The following is a 21,555-nucleotide window of genomic DNA, read 5'->3' on the forward strand; positions in this document are numbered from 1 at the left end:
GACCAACCAATTGATAGCGCATAAGAAGCTCGGAACCACACCTGTTCCGAGCTTTTCGCTTTACGACGGTCGTTACTTCACAACAACGTTTACCATCTTGCCGGGCACGACAATGACCTTCACGACATTACCGCTACCGACAGCGGCGATCGACGCCTGGACCTTTTCGTCGGCAAGTGCGAGCGACTCGATCTCTTCGCGGGATGCGTCGACGGCAACATCAACACGAGCGCGAACCTTACCGTTGATCTGGACTGGCATCTCGACGGTGTCGTCAACAAGCCACTTCTCATCAACCATCGGCCACGGGCCGTGGGCGAGTGGCTCGGTGTGACCTAGACGCGCCCACAGTTCCTCCGCAATATGCGGCGCCACTGGGCCGAGCATCAACACGAGTGGTTCCACGGCGGAACGCGGTGCGCCCGTCTTGCCGTAGTTCTTGGTCAGGTAGTTGACATACTCGATCAGCTTTGCGACGGCGGTGTTGTCACGCAACTCTGCATAATCCAGGGTCACACCGTCAATCGTGCGGTTGATGGCCTTGAGGTCATCGTCGGAAAGCGGAGCATCCGTGACAGAGAGTTCGCCGGAGTTCTCATCCACAACTAAACGCCATGCGCGCTGCAGGAAGCGCTGGGAACCAACCAAGTCCTTGGTTGCCCATGGGCGAGAGGTGTCCAGAGGACCCATTGCCATTTCGTATACGCGGAGGGTGTCGGCACCGTAGTTGTCACAGACTTCGTCAGGGGAGACGGAATTCTTCAGCGACTTGCCCATCTTGCCGTATTCCTGGAATACCTCCAGGTCAGAGCCATCTGCACCAGCACCTGGGATGAGGAACTTGCCGTCACGTTCGACGACATCAGCAGCCGGCTGGTACACGCCACGGGAATCCGTGTATGCGTACGCCTGGATGTAGCCCTGGTTGAATAGGCGTCGGTATGGCTCGACGGACGTCACGTGACCTAAGTCGAACAGCACCTTGTGCCAGAAACGGGAGTAGAGCAGGTGCAGCACTGCGTGCTCGACACCACCGACGTACAAGTCCACACCGCCTGGGTCGCCAGCGCCGTGGATTTCTGGGCGTGGACCAGTCCAGTAGCGCTCGTTTTCGACATCGCACATTGCATCAGCATTGTTCGGATCAATGTAGCGGAGCTGGTACCACGACGAACCTGCCCAGTTAGGCATGACGTTGGTATCGCGGCGGTACATCTTCGGGCCGTCGCCAAGATCCAGCTCAACGTTGACCCACTCGGTGGCCTTGTTCAGTGGCGCTTGTGGCTCGGAATCTGGGGTGTCTGGGTCGAAGGTGACTGGCTTGTAGTCTTCTACTTCTGGCAGTTCGACCGGCAGCATCGATTCTGGAAGTGCATGCGCGACATCATTTTCGTCGTAGACGATAGGGAAGGGTTCGCCCCAGTAGCGCTGGCGAGCGAACAGCCAGTCACGCAACTTGTACTGAGTCTGGCCGTAGCCAATGCCCTTTTCCTCAAGCCATGTGATGGTCGCAGCCTTCGCCTGCTCAAGGCCCATGCCGTTGATATCGAGGCCATCGTCGTTTGCCGAATTGACGGCAGTACCAGCGTCCGTAAACGCTTCCTTTGCGACGTCGCCACCCGCAACAACCTCCACAATTGGCAAGTTGAATTCAGTGGCAAACTCATAGTCACGGGTGTCGTGTGCAGGCACAGCCATGATCGCGCCAGTGCCGTAACCAGCAAGAACGTAGTCAGCGATGAACACTGGCACCTTAGCGCCCGACACTGGGTTCGTAGCGTAGCAACCAGTGAAAACGCCAGTCTTTTCCTTGTTTTCCTGTCGTTCCAAATCCGACTTCGAAGCGATCTGGCGACGGTAATCAGCCACAGCCTCAACAGGTGTTGAGGATCCGCCTGTCCACTTCTCATCGGTACCTTCAGGCCAGGTTGCCGCGACGAGTTCGTCGACAAGCGGGATCTCGGGAGCGAGCACCATGTACGTCGCACCAAAAAGCGTATCTGGGCGGGTGGTGAAAACCTCGATGGTGCGCTCAGTGCCATCGTTGGCTGGGGCAGTGAAGCCGACCTGAGCACCGCGGGAACGACCGATCCAGTTGTGCTGCATGGCCTTGACCTTCTCCGGCCAATCCAGCAGATCAAGGTCAGCGTCGAGACGATCAGCGTAAGCGGTAATACGCATCATCCACTGGCTCAGACGCTTACGGAAAACAGGGAAGTTGCCACGCTCGGAACGGCCTTCAGCAGTTACTTCCTCATTGGACAACACCGTGCCAAGACCTGGGCACCAATTGACCATCGACTTCGAGCGGTACACGAGACGTCGCGCATCGAGAGCCTCATCACGCTCCTTCTCGCTCAATTCAGCCCACGTGCGACCTTCGAACCCTTCGGGAAGCTCCACCTCGCCGGCCTCGTAGGCCTGAATCAAGGTGTCAATAGGACGAGCCTTCTGCTCGCGCTCATCGAACCACGAATTGAAGATCTGCAAGAAAATCCACTGCGTCCACTTGTAGTAGTCCGTGTCAGTGGTGGCGAACGAACGGCGCTTGTCATGACCCAGCCCCAGGCGACCGAGCTGACGCTCCATGTTCTGGATATTTGCCTCGGTAGTCACGCGTGGGTGCGTACCGGTCTGAACGGCGAACTGCTCGGCGGGAAGACCGAAAGCGTCGTAGCCCAAGGTGTGCAAGACGTTCGCGCCCTGCATGCGGTGGAAACGGGCGAACACATCGGTGGCGATGTAGCCCAGCGGGTGGCCAACATGCAGACCAACACCAGATGGGTACGGGAACATGTCCTGCACGAACAGCTTGTTGTCGGATGGGGTAGTGCCTGATGGATCTGCCAGGTCACCGACAGGATTAGGCGCGTGGAACGTGCCTTGCTCAGACCAGAAAGACTGCCATTTCTGCTCGATCTCAGCTGCCACGGCCGGGGTGTAACGGTAGTCGGCACCCGCGTCTGGCTGCTTCTCGGACTGCATCTCAGAGTTCCCGCTGTTCGTCATGGTCACTCAGTCTAATAGGAGTGCATACAGACAGTGCAGTCGGCCGGTTATGTCGCAGGGGTATTCAGTCCTACTATTGAGGACATGATCGCAATCCCAGTCCTTCTCCTGGTTATCGCACTTACCGTTGCTGTTGTTGCAGGCTTGGCATGGACTGCCCATTTACCTGGTAACAACGTTGTGGGCATTCGTGCTCCGGAGGCTCGTAAGTCGCAAGAGAATTGGGATATCACCCACCGCGTGGCCGGCCCTTCGTGGGCCGTATCCGCTATCGCGTTCCTCGGCGCAGCTGCGTTGTCCTACCTTGCCATTCAGCCATCCGCTACGAGTTGGATGTGGCTCTGGGTAGCCGTCGCTGTGCTTGCTGGCCTCGCGATGGTCGGTGTCGGTGCCGCCATGGGTGCGCACACCATTGCTTTGTACGACGCTAAGAAAGTTGCTGCAGAAGAAGCCGAGTCTGGCTGCTGTGGTGGTACGTCCTCCGCCGATTCCTGCGGCACCGACTCTTGCGGTACTGAGGCCGCCGACTCTGCAGCAGATGCCGGCTGCTCCGGTTCATGCTCTTCCTGCACCAGTGGTGGCCTCTGCGGTACGCCTCCGCAGGTCGATCACAATGCTTTGCGACGAGCCGCCGAGAAGTCGGATACCGCAAACTAGTAACGCAGATCGCGGAGAAACTAAACTTCCCGAGACCATGTAGCCACTACGCTGAGTGGCTATGTGGTCTCGTTTGCGTTCATGGCGTCCCGATCCTCTTATCGTGCTCATTGTGATTGCCGTCATCTTGGCAATCATCATTCCCGCGCGTGGAGCCTTCGCGGATGGCTTCTCACTTGCTACCAAAATTGCTATCGGTTTCTTGTTCTTCTTGTATGGCGCTCGATTGAGCCCTCAGGAAGCGCTCGCTGGTTTGAAACACTGGCGGTTGCACCTGACAATTCTGGCATTCACGTTTGTGGCTTTCCCGCTCATCGGTCTAGCTATGAAGCCATTGGATTTCGTACTCGCGCCAGGTTTATACCTCGGCATTTTGTACATGACGCTGGTGCCATCAACGGTTCAGTCGAGTGTGAACTTCACATCCATTGCGCACGGCAATATCGCGGGGTCAATTGTGAGTGCCTCGGCGTCGAACCTGCTGGGCATCGTCGTAACGCCTGTCCTCGTGATGCTGTTGATGACTCAAGGCGGGGGAGTCACCGTCGACGGCTCAGTGTTCCTCGATATTTCCCTGCAGCTGCTGTTGCCGTTCGCAATTGGTCAGTTGTTGAGGGGCTGGGTGTTCAAGTTCGCTGCCGCTAAAACGACCAAGAATGTTGACCGTGTTTCCATCGCAATGGTTGTGTATTCAGCGTTTTCGCAGGGTGTTGTGGATGGCATTTGGTCGAAGGTTCCGGTGCTGGACATCGTCGCGTTGTGCGTCATGTCTGTGCTTCTCGTCGAAGCGATGCTGCGTGTGTCGGGCCTGGTGGCGAAGAAATTGGGCTTTAATCGTGGCGATCGAATTGCCATTCAGTTCTGTGGTTCAAAGAAGTCCCTCGCCACTGGTTTGCCGATGGCAGCAGTCATTTTCGGTGGTCAGGCAGGTTTGATTATTCTGCCGTTGATGATTTTCCACCAGATTCAGCTCATGATGTGCGCTGCCTACGCCGCAAAATGGGGCAAAGAATACGAGCGTGAGCAACAGTCCGTAACTGCCGGTAGCTAGTAGATTGAACGGTAACCCCTCGTCGAGCAACAGCGATCTGTAGGAAGCTCGACACCACGAGAACGAGAGAAGCCAGTGACGACTGACACCACCCAGCCAGGCAACAACGTCCCGCCGAACCCCAACGCGCCGCTGTTCCGCGAAGCACAGCAGGAGGCTATCGAAGCGTTCTGGGACTGGTGGCAGGAGACTGGCGCCGACGTGCTCGACGGCATGTTCTCGGCAATGGTCAACACCAATGACATGGCTGGCAGCGACACCCCTGGCTCGACCGCTGCTTCCGCCGCACCTGTCGAGACCATCGATATTCAGGACGAAGTTGGTGGCCGTCTCGCGGCTATCCACCCACGACTGATTTGGGGATTCGAACCCGGCGCACCGCTGTCGAAGCACCTCATGACTGTCACCGCCGCCGGCGATCCCGAGCTTCGACCAATCGCTCGTCGCTGGCTCAATTCAGCACCTGACGACGACGCCACCTGGGCCTTCACCGACCTTCGCCAAGCAGATCCAGCCATGCCTATCGACTGGGACATGGGTCCGGTCGTTGATGCGGAAGGGCGGCTCGTCGAAAAGCACGATGGTTCGGCGAACATGCAGACCATCGATCCAGCCGATGCACGCGTCCAGTGCACGCCGGGGAACGGCTTCGTCGATGTGCGTTTGTACCATCCGGCGTTCGAGGAGTTGGCTCGCAAGGGTGAGTCAGGGCAGCGGTCGGTGATTCAGCTTGGTTTCACCATGATGCAACTTGCTCTCGGTGAGGAAGATTTTGGGCTGTGGCTGCGCAATTTCGCGTTCTCTGAGGTGGATCCGCCGAATAGTGTGGCGCTCCCGGACTTGCATCAGGAGATCGCGAAGGTTGCCGAGGATTGCCCAGGTTGGCTCACAATTGATGCGGAAGCAAACGGTGAACCGGTTCGCGTAACGACGAGCGCGCCACTGGTGCAGCTGGTCAATCCATTGTTCACGGAGCATGTGGTTATCCAGTTGCTGTACACCGGTTTGGATGAGAAAAAGCTACCGGACGAGCAGTCGCATAAGGCGATTACGGAGATGAACGCCAAGCTGATCGATGCGCTCGGGGAAGACGGCGTGGTCGTTGCCACCGAGACTTCAGATGGCGTGTACTTGCTGCATGCGTATGTCGATTCGGTAAGCTCGGCTGGCTCTGAGGCCGGTCTCGTTGATGTCGAAACTGAGACTCCTGCGCAGCGTTTGGAGCGCATCGCACGAGGGTGGAGTGAAGGCCAGGTCGATGTTGAAGCGACGTATGACCCAGCGTGGGAGCGTGTAGGACACTTGCGGGTGTAGGGGGAGTGGGGGTGACCGTCGTCGAATCGGAGAAGGTGAGCTGGACTTACTGCGGACAATTTAGCTACATGACTCAGAAGCCTATGCCTGGTCACGGCTTTATCGACGAAGCCGAAGCCCGGCGACGATATCGTGACCCAAGTGCATTATTGACGATCCTGCCACCCGTTGATGCCTCCACCGGAATCGTGCCCTATTACGTCGTGGTGACCACCGGACCGCGGCCCGCTTTCACCGTATTCGAGCAGATTGAACCCGGCGTTGTGGAGGCAGAGGTATGGTTCTCGCCGACCGCGGGGGACCGACTGTTTGCAACCCGAGCCATGGTTCGACAATTCCCGCCAAAGGAAGAGTTGCTGGTGCGCAACAACTCTTTGGCAATCAAGACTATGACCGTAGAGAACAGGGAAGACGGCACCGGCACGATCCAGATCAGGCAACGAGACAGTTCAATCGTCGAAGTAGCTGATCGTCGGGGCATGCCGGTAGCTTCGCTCTATCGAGATCTTCCAGAGTTCGGACAGTGGCAGACTCTGCGTGTGCTGTGACATGCGCAGACATCTGAGCTTGTGGTTAGAAAGCAGAGCTGACGGTAAGAAGGCGGTGCTTGTTCCCCCAGCCTCATACCACTACATTCACCAGCACCATATACACACCAGTACCAGCGAAAACAGCGAGCACCGCGCTTCGTCGCCACAGGTGCAGGACGAAAGTAGCCAGCAGCGCTAGAGGTGCCGCCCACATTCCCCCAGGGTCGCCAACATTTTGCGCACCGATGCCCATACGTGCGAACACCGTGTATACAACGAGAGCGACCATCACGCCGACAGGCATAGTGACACCCAAGAACTGGAATAGGGAAGAGCCCTTCAGCGCCCTCACAAATGCGAAAGGCAGCCAGCGAAGAAGCACCGTCACGGCACCCATCACCAACAGTGATGCCAGTACAAAACCACTGCTAGGCACGCTTCTCACCGCCCGTCCCCGCGACATCCTCAACATGCGTTGAGCGCCACGTCAGTGCCTCGTCCACTCGAGGATTGAAGCTTCGAAGCAGCAGCAACAAGAAGTACAGAACCAGTCCCAGGACCAGCATCTGGGATGGCCAAATCGCACCTCCGATGAGCGTGCACACTACCGCAAAAAAGGGCAGTGACCAGTCCTTATTCACCTCGAAAGCATCAAGTGCCAGCACAGCGAATAGCGCTACGAGCGCGAACTCTGCACCCTTGATTCCTTCGGGCAGGGCAGCGCCTGCCAGCGCACCGATTGTCGCTGGCAACACCCACATAGACTGGCAAAACACCTGGATGGCTAACAGCCTCGGCCCGGTCAACTTAGGAGCGCTCGGACGCCTGGAGGAGATGATGGCATACGTCTCGTCGATAAGTGCGTACGTCGAATACGCCCGACCGAGGCGAGACGTGATCACATCACGGGGAAATGTCAGCCCATAGAAGATGTGGCGGAAATTCACCATGAAAGCGGTAACCGCCGAACCGATGAGACCCGTATGGGCCATGATTAGCCCCACTGCGAGATACTCCATCGAACCGGCGAAGATAATCACGGAAAACAGCGGTGCCCACCACCAAGACAAGCCCGCCTGCACCACGACCAGGCCAAACGCCAGCCCCAAGGGGATCAAACCCGCCGCAACAGGCAACGCCTCTTTCACGCCGCCAGCGACTTCAGTTCCGATTGAGGGAGCACTTTCCAAGGATGTCGGTGCCTCCGCCGGTACCTCTGCCGGAGTCCCATCGTTCGACATAATCTGACCTCCCACCCTCATCGCACACGTTTCACGTGAAACTGACTCTGCGAGCAGCCAAATTACCTGGAACTACCAGTCAGCCTCAACTAGCGGTAGTGGCAGCGGGCAATGCGCCCAGTTATCAATCCGCCTAGTTATCCCGGACATCCATCGGGAAAGTTGCATACATCGGAAGTGGCCATGACTGACGACGCATCACATCACCCCAAACATCCGCACCCGCTGGAGCGAGTACATCCGACGGCAATGCTGGCGCGACGAACCAGTCGCCTCGCTGGATTTCGTCGTGAAGCTGACCAGGCTCCCAGCCCGCGTAGCCCACAAAAATACGAGCAGACTCAATGTAGTCGCTGAATCCATTCGGGTCAGCACCCAAGTTGAGTAGGGCAAAGCGGTGGGCGAGCTTCTCCATCATTGGCAGTCCATTGTCAGGGGCAACTGTTTCCGGCACATCCTTGACACCGTTCTTCAGCACGCCAATGCACAGAGGCTGCGTTTGATTCACTGGACCACCAATGTAGACCACCGGTGGCTTATGCATCAGCGGGGCCCAGGATTCCATGACGTTATGCACCGGGGTCTCCGAACGAGCAGTCAAATCCACGCCCAACGTGCCATTCGCATCGTGCTCGATGATGAAAATGACTGATCGCGCGAACTCTGGTGCCATCATGCCCGGCGCGGCCACCAGCAGCGTTCCTGCTGCCGGGTCGTTACGCTCGAGAGCATTAAACAGTCGGTCGCCGAACAAATCGGAAGATTCCATGTCGCTCATTATCTTGCGTTCCTCACCCTCAATGTCACCCTTGAAACTCTTCCCACCAGTGCTTTAGCTCCAGGATCGCATCTTCGCGTTCCAGTGGCCCCTTGTCTAGTCGCACTTCTTTCATGTGCTTCCAGGCTGCTCCGACTTCCGGCCCTGGCTTTAGGTCCAGGATTTCCATGATGTCGTTGCCGTCCAAGTCCGGGCGCACTTTTGCTAAATCTTCGGCTGCAGCGAGCTCGTCGATCCGTACTTCTAAATCATCGCAGGCTCGCGCCAATCGTGCTGCTTTGCGACGATTCCTCGTCGTACAGTCCGCCCGCACAATCTTGTTCAACCGTGGCAACAGGTCTCCGGCATCGGTGACGTAGCGTCGCACCGCTGAGTCTGTCCACTTTGCATCGCCGTAACCATGGAAGCGCATGTGCAGGAATACCAACTGCGCGATGTCCTCCGTCGTTTTCTTGGCGTACTTGAGTTTGCGGAAGCGACGTCGAACAAGCTTTGCGCCGACAACTTCGTGGTGGTGGAAAGTCACCGCGCCTGATTCCGAGTACGCCCGGGTGTTTGGTTTTCCGCAGTCGTGGAGGAGGGCTGCCCAACGAAGCACCAAGTCTGGTTCGCCGGGTTCTTCCTGCTCCATTGCCTGACGCATGACTTGCAGGGAGTGCTGATACACGTCTTTGTGTTGGCGGTGTTCGTCCTGCGTCATTTTCATCGCTGGAATCTCGGGAATGATAAACTCCGCGAGTCCCGATTCCACCATCAGGTCGATGCCTAACGACGGATCAGCGCCACAAATCAACTTGTCCAGTTCAGCGCCGATTCGCTCGACGGTAATGCGAGTGATCTGGCCACTCATGTCCGACAGGGCTTCCAGCACCCGCGGTGCGACGGTGAAGCCCAGTTGCGAGGCAAAGCGGCAAGCGCGCAACATGCGCAGTGGGTCGTCGCCGAAACTGACTTCCGGTTCACCTGGCGTGTCCAAGACACCTGCGACGACGTCATCGAAGCCACCAAGTGGATCGATGAATTCACGGGAGTCGTCGCCCCTCACTGCTACGGCGATAGCGTTGCATCGGAAGTCACGTCGGATGAGATCGCCCTCAAGGGTGTCGCCGAAAGTGACCTCGGGGTTGCGACTGACTTGATCGTACGTATCCGCACGAAATGTCGTGATCTCGATCTGGCGACCACGCTTCTCCGCAGATAGCGTGCCAAACTCAATGCCGGTGTCCCAGACCACCTCGGCCCAGCTATCCAGAATCTCGCGGGTGGTGTCTGGGCGAGCGTCCGTCGTGAAGTCAAGGTCATTGCCAAGACGGCCCAACAACGCATCGCGGACGGAACCGCCCACCAGATATAAGGAATGCCCACGCTTGTTGAATTCCGCAGCCAGCGGAGTCAAGATCGCCGATTCCTTTTCAATAGCTTGATCTGCCACCGCCAACATTCCCATGCGCTTAGCTGTCGCATCAGGAGTAGGCCCAGTTGGAGATGAAGTATTGAACGAAGAAGTCACGTCCGACACAATACCCGCTCGATACCCGCTCCATTTGCGCCGACCGGTAACGTATGAGGAATGAACAATGCCGATCGCACGGAGTCATCGGCGACGTCGCAGCAACAGCCACGTCGCCGACGTCCGCGACGGCGCAGTAGGAGCAACCAGCACAGCACGAAGCATGCTGGTGGTCAGCAGTCCGGACACCAGCAGGCGAGCAGCCAGCAGGGTGGCGGTCAGCAGGGTGGCAACCAGCAGAAGGACAGGCCGACGAATGCGAATCGCAATCGTCGCCGTCGCAGCGGAGCCACAGCTAAGGGCCAGAAGTCGAAGCAGACTGGCACGGCCAAGACTGGCACCACTAAGTCCAATACCAGCAAGTCCGGCACCTCCCAAGCACGCAACCAGCGTCGCCGGGGAAGTGCTGCTCGCAGGCCGAGTCGTCGTCCAGCACCAGCACGGAATGCGAATGCGAACCGTGGTGGGATGAAGACGTCGATCGAGACGTCGGCAGGCGGTCTTGTGGTGTCGGGTCTCGCGGAGGCGGTCCAGCCGGATGGAAGTGTCGATCTATCACGCATTTATGTGGCGCTGATCGGTCGGCTTGACCGTCGCGGTCGTTTGCTGTGGTCGATGCCGAAGGGGCACGTCGAGGCCGGGGAAGCCCATGACAGTACCGCTGAGCGGGAAGTCTGGGAAGAAACCGGAATCCATGGCAAGGTGCTGACTGAGCTGGGTGTCATCGACTATTGGTTCGTGTCGGATGGCACACGGATTCATAAGACGGTGCACCATTACTTACTGCGCTTTGTGGACGGAGATCTTAACGACGAAGACCCAGAAGTCACCGAAGTATCATGGGTGCCAGCCTCGACATTGGTTGAGAACCTGGCGTATGCGGATGAGCGCAAACTCGCCCGCCGCGCCCATGATCTTTTGCCAGAGCTAGCCAAGGCGGAGAAGCACGCCGGACGGGCCACACCACGCTCATGAGTGTTTATCGCGGACGCAGGGCGACAGCTGCATCGGTCAGCTGCGCGCTTTTAGCGGTCGTGATGCCGGTTGTGGCTACTGCTCAGCCTGCGGTTCCGACTGCACCTGACGACGACTCGATTGCCGAGCAATGGGGAAGTGCCTCCGCTCGCGGTTCTGAGTCGTATCAGGTTGTCGGCGAATCGATGGGGCCGTTGGCTTTGTCAATTGATAGCGTCAGCCCGCAGGTTGCAGCGCCCGAAAATTACGTGAGTGTGCAGGTCACAGTGCGTAATACGTCAGAGCAAAAGGTCTCGGATATTGCGTTGCGGCTGCAACGCGGTGAACGCCTCAATGGTGTTGAGGATGCTCGGACATCTCTTGCCAATGCCGAAAACGCATTTGGTTACGTGACCAATTTCGGCGATTCGTTCTCGTTGAAGCCGAAAGAGAGGAAGACAGTAACTGTCACCGCGCCAGTAGATGCGAATGCTCCAGAGGGTCTGAGTATCAACGAAGCTGGCGTGTATCCGCTGTTAATTAATGCCAATGGTGCGCCTGGCAATGACATCGTTCAGTTTCTTGCCGAAACACGCACGTTGCTGCCCGTGAACACACCACCTGACCCGGAAAACGAAGCTCCCGATGTCCCGCTGTCGCTGGTGTGGCCGTTGGCAGAAACCGTTCCTGTGGTTCCAGGTGAAACGGGCGACGCACCCGAGGCTGCCGAGCTGATCATGTCAGATGAGTCCTTGGCGCGGTCATTGGAGCCAGGTGGTCGTCTCGATACCCTGCTGGCTACGTTGGAATCCGGCATGTCTGGACCGAATGGAGCCCAGCTGAAGAAGGCAACTTGCGTTGCCATCGATCCGGAGACTCTTGATGCGGTCGTTCGTATGAGCGACGGCTATCTGGTCGGCGCGTCTCGGCCAAGCCCCGTGAAGAAGTCGCAACGCTTGCGCGACTCGTGGGGCAACAATGACAACGAGGGTCTCACGGAGGGCACTGGCGCTGAGGCTGCGGCCGACTGGCTCGCCCGGTTCCGTTCTATTGCATCCGACACGTGTGTCTTCTCGCTGCCGTGGGCCTCTGCTGAGGTAAATGCCATCGCAAAGACAAATGACGTGGAACTTGTGTCAGAGGGTTTGTTTGCGGGGACGGAAGTCGTCGCAACGCAAGCAGAGACAACTCCCCTGAACAATGTCATTGCACCGCCGGAGGGCTATCTCACCCCGGAAAGTGTGCGGTGGCTGAGCCCACGCAATAACGCGCTGCGAGCGTCGTCGGAACTAACTCCGTATCCTTCGGCAGAAACGACGGCGTCGCCGGAGCAGCCGAACGCCGAGGCCCAGGATCCTGCCACACCCCCCGAATCGGCTCCCTCGGATTCGGGCGTGACGACGGCACTCGTGGCAGGCAATTCCCTCACTCGCGATGATGGAAACATTGCGCTGAGTGGTGAGACAGGAGTTCTCGCCGAAAATGTCCATGCGTTCGCTGTGCCCGGCGCGCTGACAGCAGCGTTGGCGGCAACGGGGTCGAAGCCGGAGCAGGCGGGTTTTTCGGCTCTAGAGGGTCGGTACGACTTGGCGCTCGATTCCTCGCAAGCACGCATGCAGACGGCGGTGGGAACTCTGCATCAAGAGATTGCCGATTCAGCCGCGGCTGCTCAGGTAATGGCGGAGCAGGCTGAAACTGAGGAAGCCACCCCGGGCGAGGAGACTGAAGCCGAGCGCCCTACGCCTGAGCCCGAGCAGACAGCGCGCAGTGTGGTTGCGGTGCCGCCGACGAGTTGGTCCGTATCCAAGGATGACGTAACGGCATGGCTGACCGCCGTCTCTGGCACGTTCGACGCTGGCACTACCACTCCGGTGCCTCTGTATGAGGTCATCAATGAGTCCGCAACGAAACACAACATCGGCTCCGTCAAGGCAGCGGCGCCGAACCCTGACCCGGGCGCGACGCCAGATTCGGAAGTTCTGCACGTCCAGCAGTTGTCGCGCGAACTCACATCGTTGGCTCAATTTATGGCCGACGATCCGAACGTGACTCTGACTCGCTACGGTTTCACACTTCCGTTACGACGAGATCTCCTCCGGTCATTCAGCAGTGAATGGCGACGCAACCGTGCAGAGCACGTCGCCATGGACACCCGAGCCCGCTCAATTCGCAATGGCGCGGGTTCCATGGTCGATCAGCTTCGAAACTCTGTTTCGTTGGTGACTCCCGGTGGCTTGTTCACTCGCGCGACCGGTATGTCCCCGATTGTGGTGCTTGGTCGGAACGGTCTTCCTTTGCCGGTGCCGGTCGTCGTCAGGGTGAAGGGCGATGGTGGTGACGAGGCATCGAAGCACTCAGCCGTGCTGCCAGCGAAGGGCTCTGTCACTGTGCAGTTGGATCCGCAGACACATGGGCAGACATCACATAAAAGCCTCGAGATGTGGTTGGAAACGCCCGCGGGAACTCAGATTTCGACTCCAACGGATGTGGCTATTCGATCGGGTGTCAGTACGACCGCCATCATTATCTTCACGGCTTTGCTCGCTATCGGAGCTTTAATCTTCGGTGCCACTAGGTCGCGTCGATTCCGAAAGTAGGCGTCAAATCAGCCACAATGGGGGAGTGACTGATCCCGATGCTCAACAATTTGGACAGCGAAGCCGAATACGAAAACCCGCTCCGCCGGCACCCGTTCCGGTTCGGCGGGCCCCTCGGCCCTCGCCAAGCTCCGAGCTCGCGCCAAACCTGACGCAGCATCCAAAGAATCAACCTGCCGTGCCAGCTACCACTTCGACGGTGGCAACGGCTAGCGACGAATCGTCGCAAAGCGATTCCGATGTTGTACGTTCGACGGGTTCGATGGCAATTGCGACGCTGATCTCGCGCATTACCGGGTTCCTCCGTAATGCGCTGATTGGTATCACGCTCGGACCGGCGGTGGCGTCTGCGTTTAATACGGCCAATACGCTGCCGAATCTTATTACCGAGATCGTGCTCGGCGCCGTACTGACCTCGCTAGTCGTGCCAGTATTGGTTCGTGCAGAGAAGGAAGACCCCGACCGGGGTGCGGCCTTCATCAGACGACTGCTCACTGTGTCGCTGTCGCTGCTGGCGTTCATCACTGTGGTGACAGTGATTGGAGCACCGATTCTGACGCGAGTAACACTGGACGCTGACGGTAAGGTCAACGTCCCGCTGTCTACAGCATTCGCCTTCTTACTGTTACCGCAGATCATTTTCTATGGTGTGTTCTCGCTGCTCATGGCAGTGTTGAACACGAAGGGTGTGTTCAAACCCGGGGCCTGGGCGCCAGTTGCGAACAACATTATTGCCATCGCAACGCTGGCCGTTTATTGGCTTATTCCTGGCAGTATTTCGGAAACCAGCGAGGGTTCGCTGAGCGATCCGCACATTCTGCTACTTGGCATCGGCACCACGTTAGGTGTTGTTGTGCAGGCCCTCATCATGATTCCGCCTCTACGACGGGCGGGTATCGATTTGCGCCCGCTGTGGGGAATTGATGACCGCATCAAGCAGTTCGGCTCGATGGGTATCGCCATTGTCGCGTACGTGGCGGTGTCGCAGTTGGGCTATGTCATTACGACGCGCATCGCCTCCATGGCAGATGCTGCCGCCCCGACGGTGTACCAACAGCATTGGCTGCTGTTGCAGGTGCCGTACGGCATCATCGGCGTGACGTTGTTGACCGCGATCATGCCTCGGCTGTCTCGCAATGCTGCGGACGGCAACGACCGCGCTGTCGTCCGAGATTTGTCAGTCGGTACTCGCCTGACCATGCTCGCGCTGATTCCTATCGTGGTGTTCTTCACCATATTCGGTCAGCCCATCGCTATTGCCTTGTTCGCATACGGCAACTTCGATGTGGAGACAGCCAAGATCCTCGGCTGGACGCTGTCGTTCTCCGCATTCTCGCTGCTGCCGTATGCGGTAGTACTTTTGCACCTTCGTGTCTTCTATGCACGCGAAGAAGCGTGGACTCCGACGTTCATCATTCTCGGTATTACCTTCGTCAAGATCGTGCTGTCGATGGCTGCTCCACTCGTCGCTTCCTCCGGCAAGGTCGTAGTGGTTTTGCTCGGTGCCGCGAACGGCTTTGGTTTCGCTGCCGGTGCTGTCATTGGCTACCTACTTTTGCGACGAACACTCGGTAACCTTCAGCTGCGCTCCGTCGTGAAGACAACTTCTTGGGCGCTGATCGCCTCAATCATCGGCGGTGGCGTTGCATGGGTGCTGGGGCGCTTCACCATGAAGCTCAGTGAAATGGGCGAGCCGGGCACCGTGACAAGCGGTGTGGGCATGATCGTCAGTGTGGCAATCTGTGGCGTTGTTTTCCTCATTGTCACGGGTATCGTGCTGTCACGTTCGAACCTTGACGAGGTTCGCACTGTCGGTGGGATGCTCGGCCGTATTCCAGGTTTGCGCCGGTTCGCGCCGTCACCAAGCAAGGAGAAGAGCGACGAGCAGTTCAGCTCCGACTCCTTCGCTGCGGACGGCTTCACGGCTGCACCAATGGCACTCGTTGGCGAGTCTGCGGGTCTGGCTGGCGAGGGCTTCACGGCATCGCCACTCATGCCTCCAATGCCTACCGATGCCTCCCGACCAACCCGCTTCGTGCCTGGCGAGATTGTGATGGGCGGTCGCTTCCGCCTGCGTTCCGAACAGGGCACGCGTCCGGGTATCCGATACTGGCGCGCAACGGATCAGATGAGCCCGAATCGCGATGAAGTCGCGCTCGTGTTCATCGATACCTTGGCGCTGCCATACACGGGCCTCATGCCAATGGAAGCTGCGCGCGATATTGCTTCGCGTGCGCAGAGGTTGATGGAGATTGAGGCTCCGGGCATTGCATCGATTCGTAGTGCCGCCGCATCCCGTACCGATGTCTTGATTTCCGCCGACTGGGTTCCAGGTATTGCTTTCGATGCTCTGGCTCAGACGCCTAACCCAGATGCTGCTGCCATCGCCGTGGCTACCCTCTCGGAAGCTGCCGGCGCGGCTCACGAGAAGGACGCATCGCTTGGTCTGAAGCACACCGACGCACTCCGCATTTCGACGGCCGGCGATGTCGTTCTGGCATTCCCAACACCATTGCCGGGATCCACGCCTCAGTCCGACATGCACTGCATTGGAGATTCACTCCAGGCGCTGACAAATAAGTGTCAGCACGTACCGTCTGACATTCGCCAACTCCTTGACTCAACACGTCAGCCAGTCGAGCAGGGTGCTGCTGCGAAGCTCGCTCACGATCTTCGTAAGGTCGCCTTTGGCCCGGATTCCGAAGAGTTCCAAGTGATTTCCTCGGACACGGATGCTCCATCTGATCCCGCGATGAAGTCCGTGGCGCAGCCACTCCAGCATGAGCGCGCACCGAAGAAGCTATTGCTCAGCACCAGCGCCATCGTAATTGCGTCGGTGATCGTTATTGCCCTGCTGGCCACTGCCGCATTCGCGTGGCTGAACCGTTCCGACGATGCCCCTCTGACGCCAGACTCCGTGAAGCGCGGTCCACAGGTGGCAGAAGAGAAGATTGGGGAGCGCGTCGTCAAGCCTGCGTCCGTCGCGGAATGGCAGGCGCAGAATCCGAATCCACAAGCGGGTCCAGATAATCCGCAGAGTGCCGCGAACGCGACCGATGAGGACCCTGCAACTGCCTGGGAATCGAGCCAGTACTTCGAGCAATTCGGGCCAACGGCATTCAAGCCGGGCATTGGTGTGCTCTTAGAATTCGACGAGGACATCTCACCGGAGTCAGTCGAAATTCTTGGCTCTCCAGACGCGGAGCTCGAGATCCGCACGCTCACCGATGGCACAAACACGGATCTGACGACGACTGCCGTCATCGGCAAAACCACCCTGACCGACAAGGTCGCTACGGTTTCGCTTAACGACGCACCTGCTAGTCGCTATCTCCTCATTTGGGTGACGAAGTTGCCTGAAAGCAGCCCGCAGGTCTTTGCGCCGGTGTCGATTGCGGAGGTCGTCGTCAAGCAGTAGTTCAGTGGTTCGTGCTTGGCACGAGGATTAGTCCACAGTTAGGGAAGTATCCACAAGTGGTATTTTTCTTCCAGAAATAAAGTCGCGCCCCGTCTCACCGTGTGTTGAGATGGGGCTGTGAACTTCGGGGGGAGGGTCACGGCGCTGTCGGCGCGCGTAGACCATAAGCAAAGTAAGTCAGTTCGGGTTCGGCCAGCAGCGGGGGCTGCGGGAGACACCGAGTTATTGGATGCTCATGTCGCGGGGGACATGCGGGCGTTTGGCAGATTGATGCACAAGTATCAACGCCAGCTGCAATGGCTCGCCCGGAACTACAGTTACGGGGACGCAGACGCGTCAGATGCCTTGCAGGATGCATGGTTCAAGGCCATGACGAAGGCGCATTCCTATCGGGGTGATGCCGAAGTGTCAACGTGGCTAAATCGCATTGTGGTGAATACCTGTCGTGATCGGCTGCGGCGTCGCTGCGAGCACACGCATGGCGGCGTCGATGACATCGCCGCCATGGCCGATGCCGAACAGTTTCGGCAAGGCACATCGGATCCGACGTTGTTGCTCACCATGCACTCTGCATTGCGTCGACTGTCAGCAGATCAACGAATCGTGGTGCAGGCAGTCGATGTCATGGGGTTTTCGGTAGCTGAGGCTGCGCAGGTTTTCGGGGTCGCGGAGGGGACTATCAAGTCACGCCGCGCACGGGCGCGGGTACACATGCGGGAATACCTGAGCGGGTAATCATGTTGTGTGGTTCAGACACCTAGGATTTGCTCGCACCCTAATACTGTGGGTGGCAGAGTGATCTACACATGATTATTGGAGGCACAACCATGAGCGAGACCATTCACGATGTCATCATCGTCGGATCGGGCCCTGCTGGATACACCGCAGCAATTTATGCTGCACGCGCAGAAATGAAGCCGGTCGTTTTCGAGGGCATTGAGTTTGGTGGTTCGCTGATGACCACTACTGAGGTCGAAAACTTCCCAGGTTTCGCTCAGGGTATCCAGGGCCCAGAACTGATGGATCAGATGCGTGCACAGGCCGAGCGTTTCGGTGCGGATCTGCGGATGGAGATTGTGGACCGCATGGATCTCACCGGTGATATCAAGAAGGTCTGGGTGGGCGAGGAAGAGCATCAGGCTCGCGCTGTCATTCTGGCTATGGGTGCAGCACCTCGCTACATCGGTGCTGAGGGCGAGAACGAGTTGCTGGGCCACGGTGTCAGCTCGTGTGCTACTTGCGATGGCTTCTTCTTCCGCGACCACGACATTGCAGTAGTTGGTGGCGGTGACTCCGCGATGGAGGAAGCAACGTTCTTGACCAAGTTCGCTAAGTCGGTCACGATTGTTCATCGTCGGGACGAGTTCCGCGCTTCCGCTATTATGGTTGAGCGCGCTAAGGCAAACGAGAAAATCCGCTTTGCTACCAACAAGGTTGTGTCCAAGGTTTTGGGTGACGGCAATGTCACTGGGCTGGAGCTGACCGATACCGTCACCGGTGAAAAGTCTGAACTACCAGTTACCGCTATGTTTGTAGCTATTGGCCATGACCCACGTTCTACGATGGTCAAGGATCAGGTCGAGTTGGACGAGGACGGCTACGTCAAGGTCGATTCCCCTTCGACGAAAACGTCTCTACCTGGTGTGTTTGCAGCAGGAGACTTGGTTGACTCCCACTATCAGCAGGCCATTACGGCCGCAGGTACTGGCTGCACGGCTGCTCTTGATGTTGAACACTACATCGCATCGCTGGAGCAGTAGTCACCACTTGCGTGGCGCGATGTCCCACTGTGCACCACCATTGACCCTTTAATCTTCTATCCGTCGGAGGTACTCCCATGTCCGTTATCAATGTAAAGACCGATTCCTTCAAGTCCACTGTCATCGACTCTGACAAGCCAGTTCTCGTTGACTTCTGGGCAGAGTGGTGTGGACCTTGCCGCAAGCTCGGTCCAGTGATTGATCAGTTGTCTGAAGAAATGGCTGACCAGGCTGTTTTCGCCAAGGTGAACGTCGATGAGGAGCGCACGCTCGCTGGCATGTTCCAGATCATGTCGATTCCTACTGTCCTGATCTTTAAGGATGGCCAGAAGGTCGAGGAACTTGTCGGTGTTCGTCCAAAGTCCGATATCCGCGCGAAGCTCGAAGCTCACGCCTAATTGCCGCGCCCTGTGCGATGTGTGGCGCTGAACAGGGGTACTCCGTTGGATTCCCGGCGTTAGTCGGATCACATTATGGCGTGCCCCTAGTTTCGGTGGCACGTTAAGTGTGTTTTGGATGTAAACTTCTGTGGTTCTGGTGGGTTCGCTAGTTATCCATAGCTGAACACCGTGAACTATTAACGATCTCGATAGTCATTAACTATTGGATCGTTATTAAACACCAGGTCTAACCCGTATTTTGTTCCAAGCTTTTTTTGCTCTAGCTGGTAGTCTATTCACACGTTAGGCGCATGAAAGCTGCCTTTCACTGTCGTGAATTCGAAGGGAGTCGACGTGCCAGAGTTTCTCCAGGTTGGGGACCGTTCACCTCGCGTAGCTGAGGTTCGTTCCACTCTGGCTCGCCTTGGACTGCTCCCCAATTGGGGTGGCGATGTCTCTGGTGGCAATTCTCCACAATGGTCTGGAGATGACGACGTTTTTGACGAAGAGCTGTGCGAAGCTCTTCTGGCCTTTCAGCAGTCTCGTGGCATTCTCGCTGACGGCATTATCCGTGATCAGACTTTGAACCTTCTCCGCGAAGCGTCGTACAAACTGGGCGCACGTGTACTCAGCTTTGATCCGATGACTCCAATGACCGGCGAGGATGTCGCCCAGTTGCAGTCCACTCTGCAGGAGCTTGGGTTCCACGACGCACGGGTCGATGGTCATTTTGGTCCACGAACCGATGCCGCTGTCCGCGAATACCAGATGAACTACGGCCTTGAATCTGACGGTATTTGTGGTCCTAAGACTCTTCGCGCCCTCAGCTACCTCGGTCGCCGGGTGACCGGCGGATCTCATGTTCGGTTTCACGAGCGGGAGGCAGTTCGCGCAGCTGGCCCAAAGCTCGGTGGCAAGCGCATTGTAATCGATCCTGGCCTTGGCTCTGGAAATCCGGGTCAGGTAGTTCAGGGACCATTCGGGCGGATTACTGAAGAGGAGATCCTATGGGATCTTGCTTCACGCATCGAAGGACGTCTTGTGGCCACCGGTGCCGAAACAATTCTGTCCCGACCACGTACCGATAACCCTTCAGTGGAGGACCGTGCGGAACTTGCCAACGCATTCGGCGCGGACGTAGTGATCTCTCTGCAGGCCGATGGATACTGCAACGAGCGCGCCTCTGGTGTTTCTACCTTTTACTTCGGCTCTGAAGCAGGAAATAGCTCCATTCTGGGCGAGCAGTTGTCTGGACTGATCCAGCGTGAAATTGTTGCTCGGACGTCCCTCGCGGATTGCCGCACTCATGCTCGTACGTGGGACGTACTGCGTCTCACACGCATGCCGACGGTTGAGGTGTGCGTTGGCTACCTGACCAATCCTGATGACGTCGCTGTATTGACTTCACCGCAGGATCGCGATGCTATTGCCGAATCCATTGTGGTGGCAGTAAAGCGCTTGTACCTTGCCGACGAAGACGAGCAGCCGTTGACCGGAACCTACAGTTTCGTTCAACTTCTGGAAGCCGAGAAGAACTCGTAGTTCTTCTTCCCCATGGCCGACTGCAAGGCAACCTGACGGTCCAACGCACTACCCATCGCCTCACTCCAATCCAGATTGGGAGTGAGGTTTTTTCGTAGGCGTGGGTGCGTTGGATGGGGCCTTACGACGGTAAAGCCCGCCTCAATCAACACCTTCGTGCTAATTAGATCTCCCGGCCCATGCGCCACATCGGACATCTTGTCTGCAGTGCAAGCATGGGCAACATTCTTGAGATCCAGAGAATCGATGACCTGCTCGGTCAGCGTGAGATTCTCTGGAAGCGTTCCTTCCTCCATTTGGTCGATGTTGCCTGAGCAACCGAATGCCTCGACAGCCTTAATGCCTCGGTTTGTGAGGTGGCTGAGGGCGACGTCGATAAGCGCTCGTTGATTCGACTCTGTGACCTCAAAGGGTGCGTAGTGGAGGCTCGCAAGGAGGATTGCGTCGGACGATACTGGCGCGGTGGGGAGGCAACGAGCACGCGGCGTGAAGCCCGGCGGGGCGAAGAGGAGGGTGGCGATTGGTGTGTGCTGGTTTGTGCGTCTCAAAGAGAAGCCGCAGAGGCCCCAGGTGAGCGTTACGGCATTGAGCCAAGACTCTTTCTCGAAGCGCGTATCTGAAGGCGTCTGAGAGCCTTCTGACGCCCGTTCTGCACCGTTTCTAGCCGAAATCAGCCCGCTACTCAACTCTGTGGACCCAGAATCGACCCCAGGTTCGTCGCACGTCTGCCAAAACGTGCTGTTGAGGGCTTCGGAGTAGATCCCATCAAGGTCAGTGAGCTCGATGGGTTGTATGTAGACGGGACTCATGGACT

At 57.6% G+C, this 21,555-nt stretch carries 17 protein-coding genes; 11 read left to right on the forward strand and 6 right to left on the reverse strand.

Annotated elements, in window-relative coordinates:
- Window positions 1-72: 72 nt before the first annotated feature.
- Window positions 73-3,009, reverse strand: coding sequence for a leucine--tRNA ligase (leuS, locus tag WG938_RS00095; RefSeq protein ID WP_339976332.1), 2,937 nt, complete (start codon window positions 3,007-3,009; stop codon window positions 73-75).
- An 84-nt stretch (window positions 3,010-3,093) separates the two neighbouring features.
- Between leuS and WG938_RS00100 the strand changes: the two genes are divergently transcribed.
- The 4 genes from WG938_RS00100 (at window position 3,094) to WG938_RS00115 (ending at window position 6,579) form a co-directional block, all read left to right on the forward strand.
- Window positions 3,094-3,666, forward strand: a complete 573-nt coding sequence (locus WG938_RS00100) for an SdpI family protein (RefSeq protein ID WP_339976334.1) — start codon at window positions 3,094-3,096, stop codon at window positions 3,664-3,666.
- Window positions 3,667-3,727: 61 nt separating this feature from the next.
- Window positions 3,728-4,717: a bile acid:sodium symporter family protein gene (locus tag WG938_RS00105; RefSeq protein ID WP_339976336.1), complete on the forward strand. Its 990-nt coding sequence runs from the start codon at window positions 3,728-3,730 to the stop codon at window positions 4,715-4,717.
- Window positions 4,718-4,792: 75 nt separating this feature from the next.
- Window positions 4,793-6,031, forward strand: a complete 1,239-nt coding sequence (locus WG938_RS00110) for a DUF695 domain-containing protein (protein WP_339976338.1) — start codon at window positions 4,793-4,795, stop codon at window positions 6,029-6,031.
- 68 nt (window positions 6,032-6,099) lie between these two features.
- Entirely contained in the window at window positions 6,100-6,579 is a 480-nt protein-coding gene (locus tag WG938_RS00115) for a hypothetical protein (protein ID WP_339976340.1), read from the forward strand.
- 73 nt (window positions 6,580-6,652) lie between these two features.
- Here the strand turns inward: WG938_RS00115 and WG938_RS00120 are convergent, their stop codons facing one another.
- The 4 genes from WG938_RS00120 to WG938_RS00135 all read right to left on the reverse strand — a co-directional run bounded on the left by WG938_RS00120 (window position 6,653) and on the right by WG938_RS00135 (window position 10,021).
- Complete coding sequence (locus WG938_RS00120; protein WP_445292865.1) at window positions 6,653-6,997, reverse strand: branched-chain amino acid transporter permease; 345 nt, start codon at window positions 6,995-6,997, stop codon at window positions 6,653-6,655.
- Window positions 6,990-7,802: an AzlC family ABC transporter permease gene (locus tag WG938_RS00125; protein WP_339976342.1), complete on the reverse strand. Its 813-nt coding sequence runs from the start codon at window positions 7,800-7,802 to the stop codon at window positions 6,990-6,992. The genes WG938_RS00120 and WG938_RS00125 overlap by 8 nt, the downstream gene beginning before the upstream one ends.
- Before the next feature lie 133 nt (window positions 7,803-7,935).
- The gene (locus WG938_RS00130) at window positions 7,936-8,571 is read right to left on the reverse strand and encodes a YqgE/AlgH family protein (protein ID WP_339976344.1); all 636 of its coding nucleotides are present in this window, start codon (window positions 8,569-8,571) and stop codon (window positions 7,936-7,938) included.
- Window positions 8,572-8,605: 34 nt separating this feature from the next.
- A complete protein-coding gene (locus WG938_RS00135; protein WP_445292869.1) occupies window positions 8,606-10,021 on the reverse strand; it encodes a CCA tRNA nucleotidyltransferase in 1,416 nt (471 codons plus the stop codon).
- Window positions 10,022-10,150: 129 nt separating this feature from the next.
- Here WG938_RS00135 and WG938_RS00140 point away from each other — a divergent pair, with 129 nt between their 5' ends.
- The 7 genes from WG938_RS00140 (at window position 10,151) to WG938_RS00170 (ending at window position 20,741) form a co-directional block, all read left to right on the forward strand.
- Window positions 10,151-11,065 carry an NUDIX hydrolase gene (locus WG938_RS00140; protein ID WP_339976346.1) on the forward strand — a complete coding sequence of 305 codons (915 nt, stop codon included), beginning with the start codon at window positions 10,151-10,153 and terminating at the stop codon, window positions 11,063-11,065.
- Window positions 11,062-13,641, forward strand: a complete 2,580-nt coding sequence (locus WG938_RS00145; protein ID WP_339976348.1) for a hypothetical protein — start codon at window positions 11,062-11,064, stop codon at window positions 13,639-13,641. Before WG938_RS00140 ends, WG938_RS00145 begins: the two co-directional genes overlap by 4 nt.
- 178 nt (window positions 13,642-13,819) lie before the next feature.
- Window positions 13,820-17,059 (forward strand): murein biosynthesis integral membrane protein MurJ, encoded by a 3,240-nt coding sequence (gene murJ, locus WG938_RS00150; protein ID WP_339976349.1) that lies wholly within the window; start codon window positions 13,820-13,822, stop codon window positions 17,057-17,059.
- Window positions 17,060-17,176: 117 nt separating this feature from the next.
- Window positions 17,177-17,794 carry a sigma-70 family RNA polymerase sigma factor gene (locus WG938_RS00155; protein ID WP_339976351.1) on the forward strand — a complete coding sequence of 206 codons (618 nt, stop codon included), beginning with the start codon at window positions 17,177-17,179 and terminating at the stop codon, window positions 17,792-17,794.
- A gap of 92 nt (window positions 17,795-17,886) precedes the next feature.
- On the forward strand, window positions 17,887-18,819 hold the full coding sequence (gene trxB, locus WG938_RS00160) for a thioredoxin-disulfide reductase (RefSeq protein WP_339976353.1): 933 nt from the start codon (window positions 17,887-17,889) through the stop codon (window positions 18,817-18,819).
- 77 nt (window positions 18,820-18,896) lie between these two features.
- Window positions 18,897-19,217 carry a thioredoxin gene (gene trxA, locus WG938_RS00165; RefSeq protein WP_339976355.1) on the forward strand — a complete coding sequence of 107 codons (321 nt, stop codon included), beginning with the start codon at window positions 18,897-18,899 and terminating at the stop codon, window positions 19,215-19,217.
- A gap of 336 nt (window positions 19,218-19,553) precedes the next feature.
- Window positions 19,554-20,741, forward strand: coding sequence for an N-acetylmuramoyl-L-alanine amidase (locus WG938_RS00170; protein ID WP_339976357.1), 1,188 nt, complete (start codon window positions 19,554-19,556; stop codon window positions 20,739-20,741).
- On the opposite strand, the gene WG938_RS00175 is transcribed toward WG938_RS00170, so the two are convergent.
- Window positions 20,711-21,550, reverse strand: a complete 840-nt coding sequence (locus WG938_RS00175; protein WP_339976359.1) for a hypothetical protein — start codon at window positions 21,548-21,550, stop codon at window positions 20,711-20,713. The genes WG938_RS00170 and WG938_RS00175 overlap by 31 nt on opposite strands.
- Window positions 21,551-21,555 lie beyond the last annotated feature (5 nt).

Origin of the sequence: Corynebacterium sp. H113 (genome assembly GCF_037572315.1) — a bacterium.
Taxonomy (GTDB): Bacteria; Actinomycetota; Actinomycetes; order Mycobacteriales; family Mycobacteriaceae; genus Corynebacterium.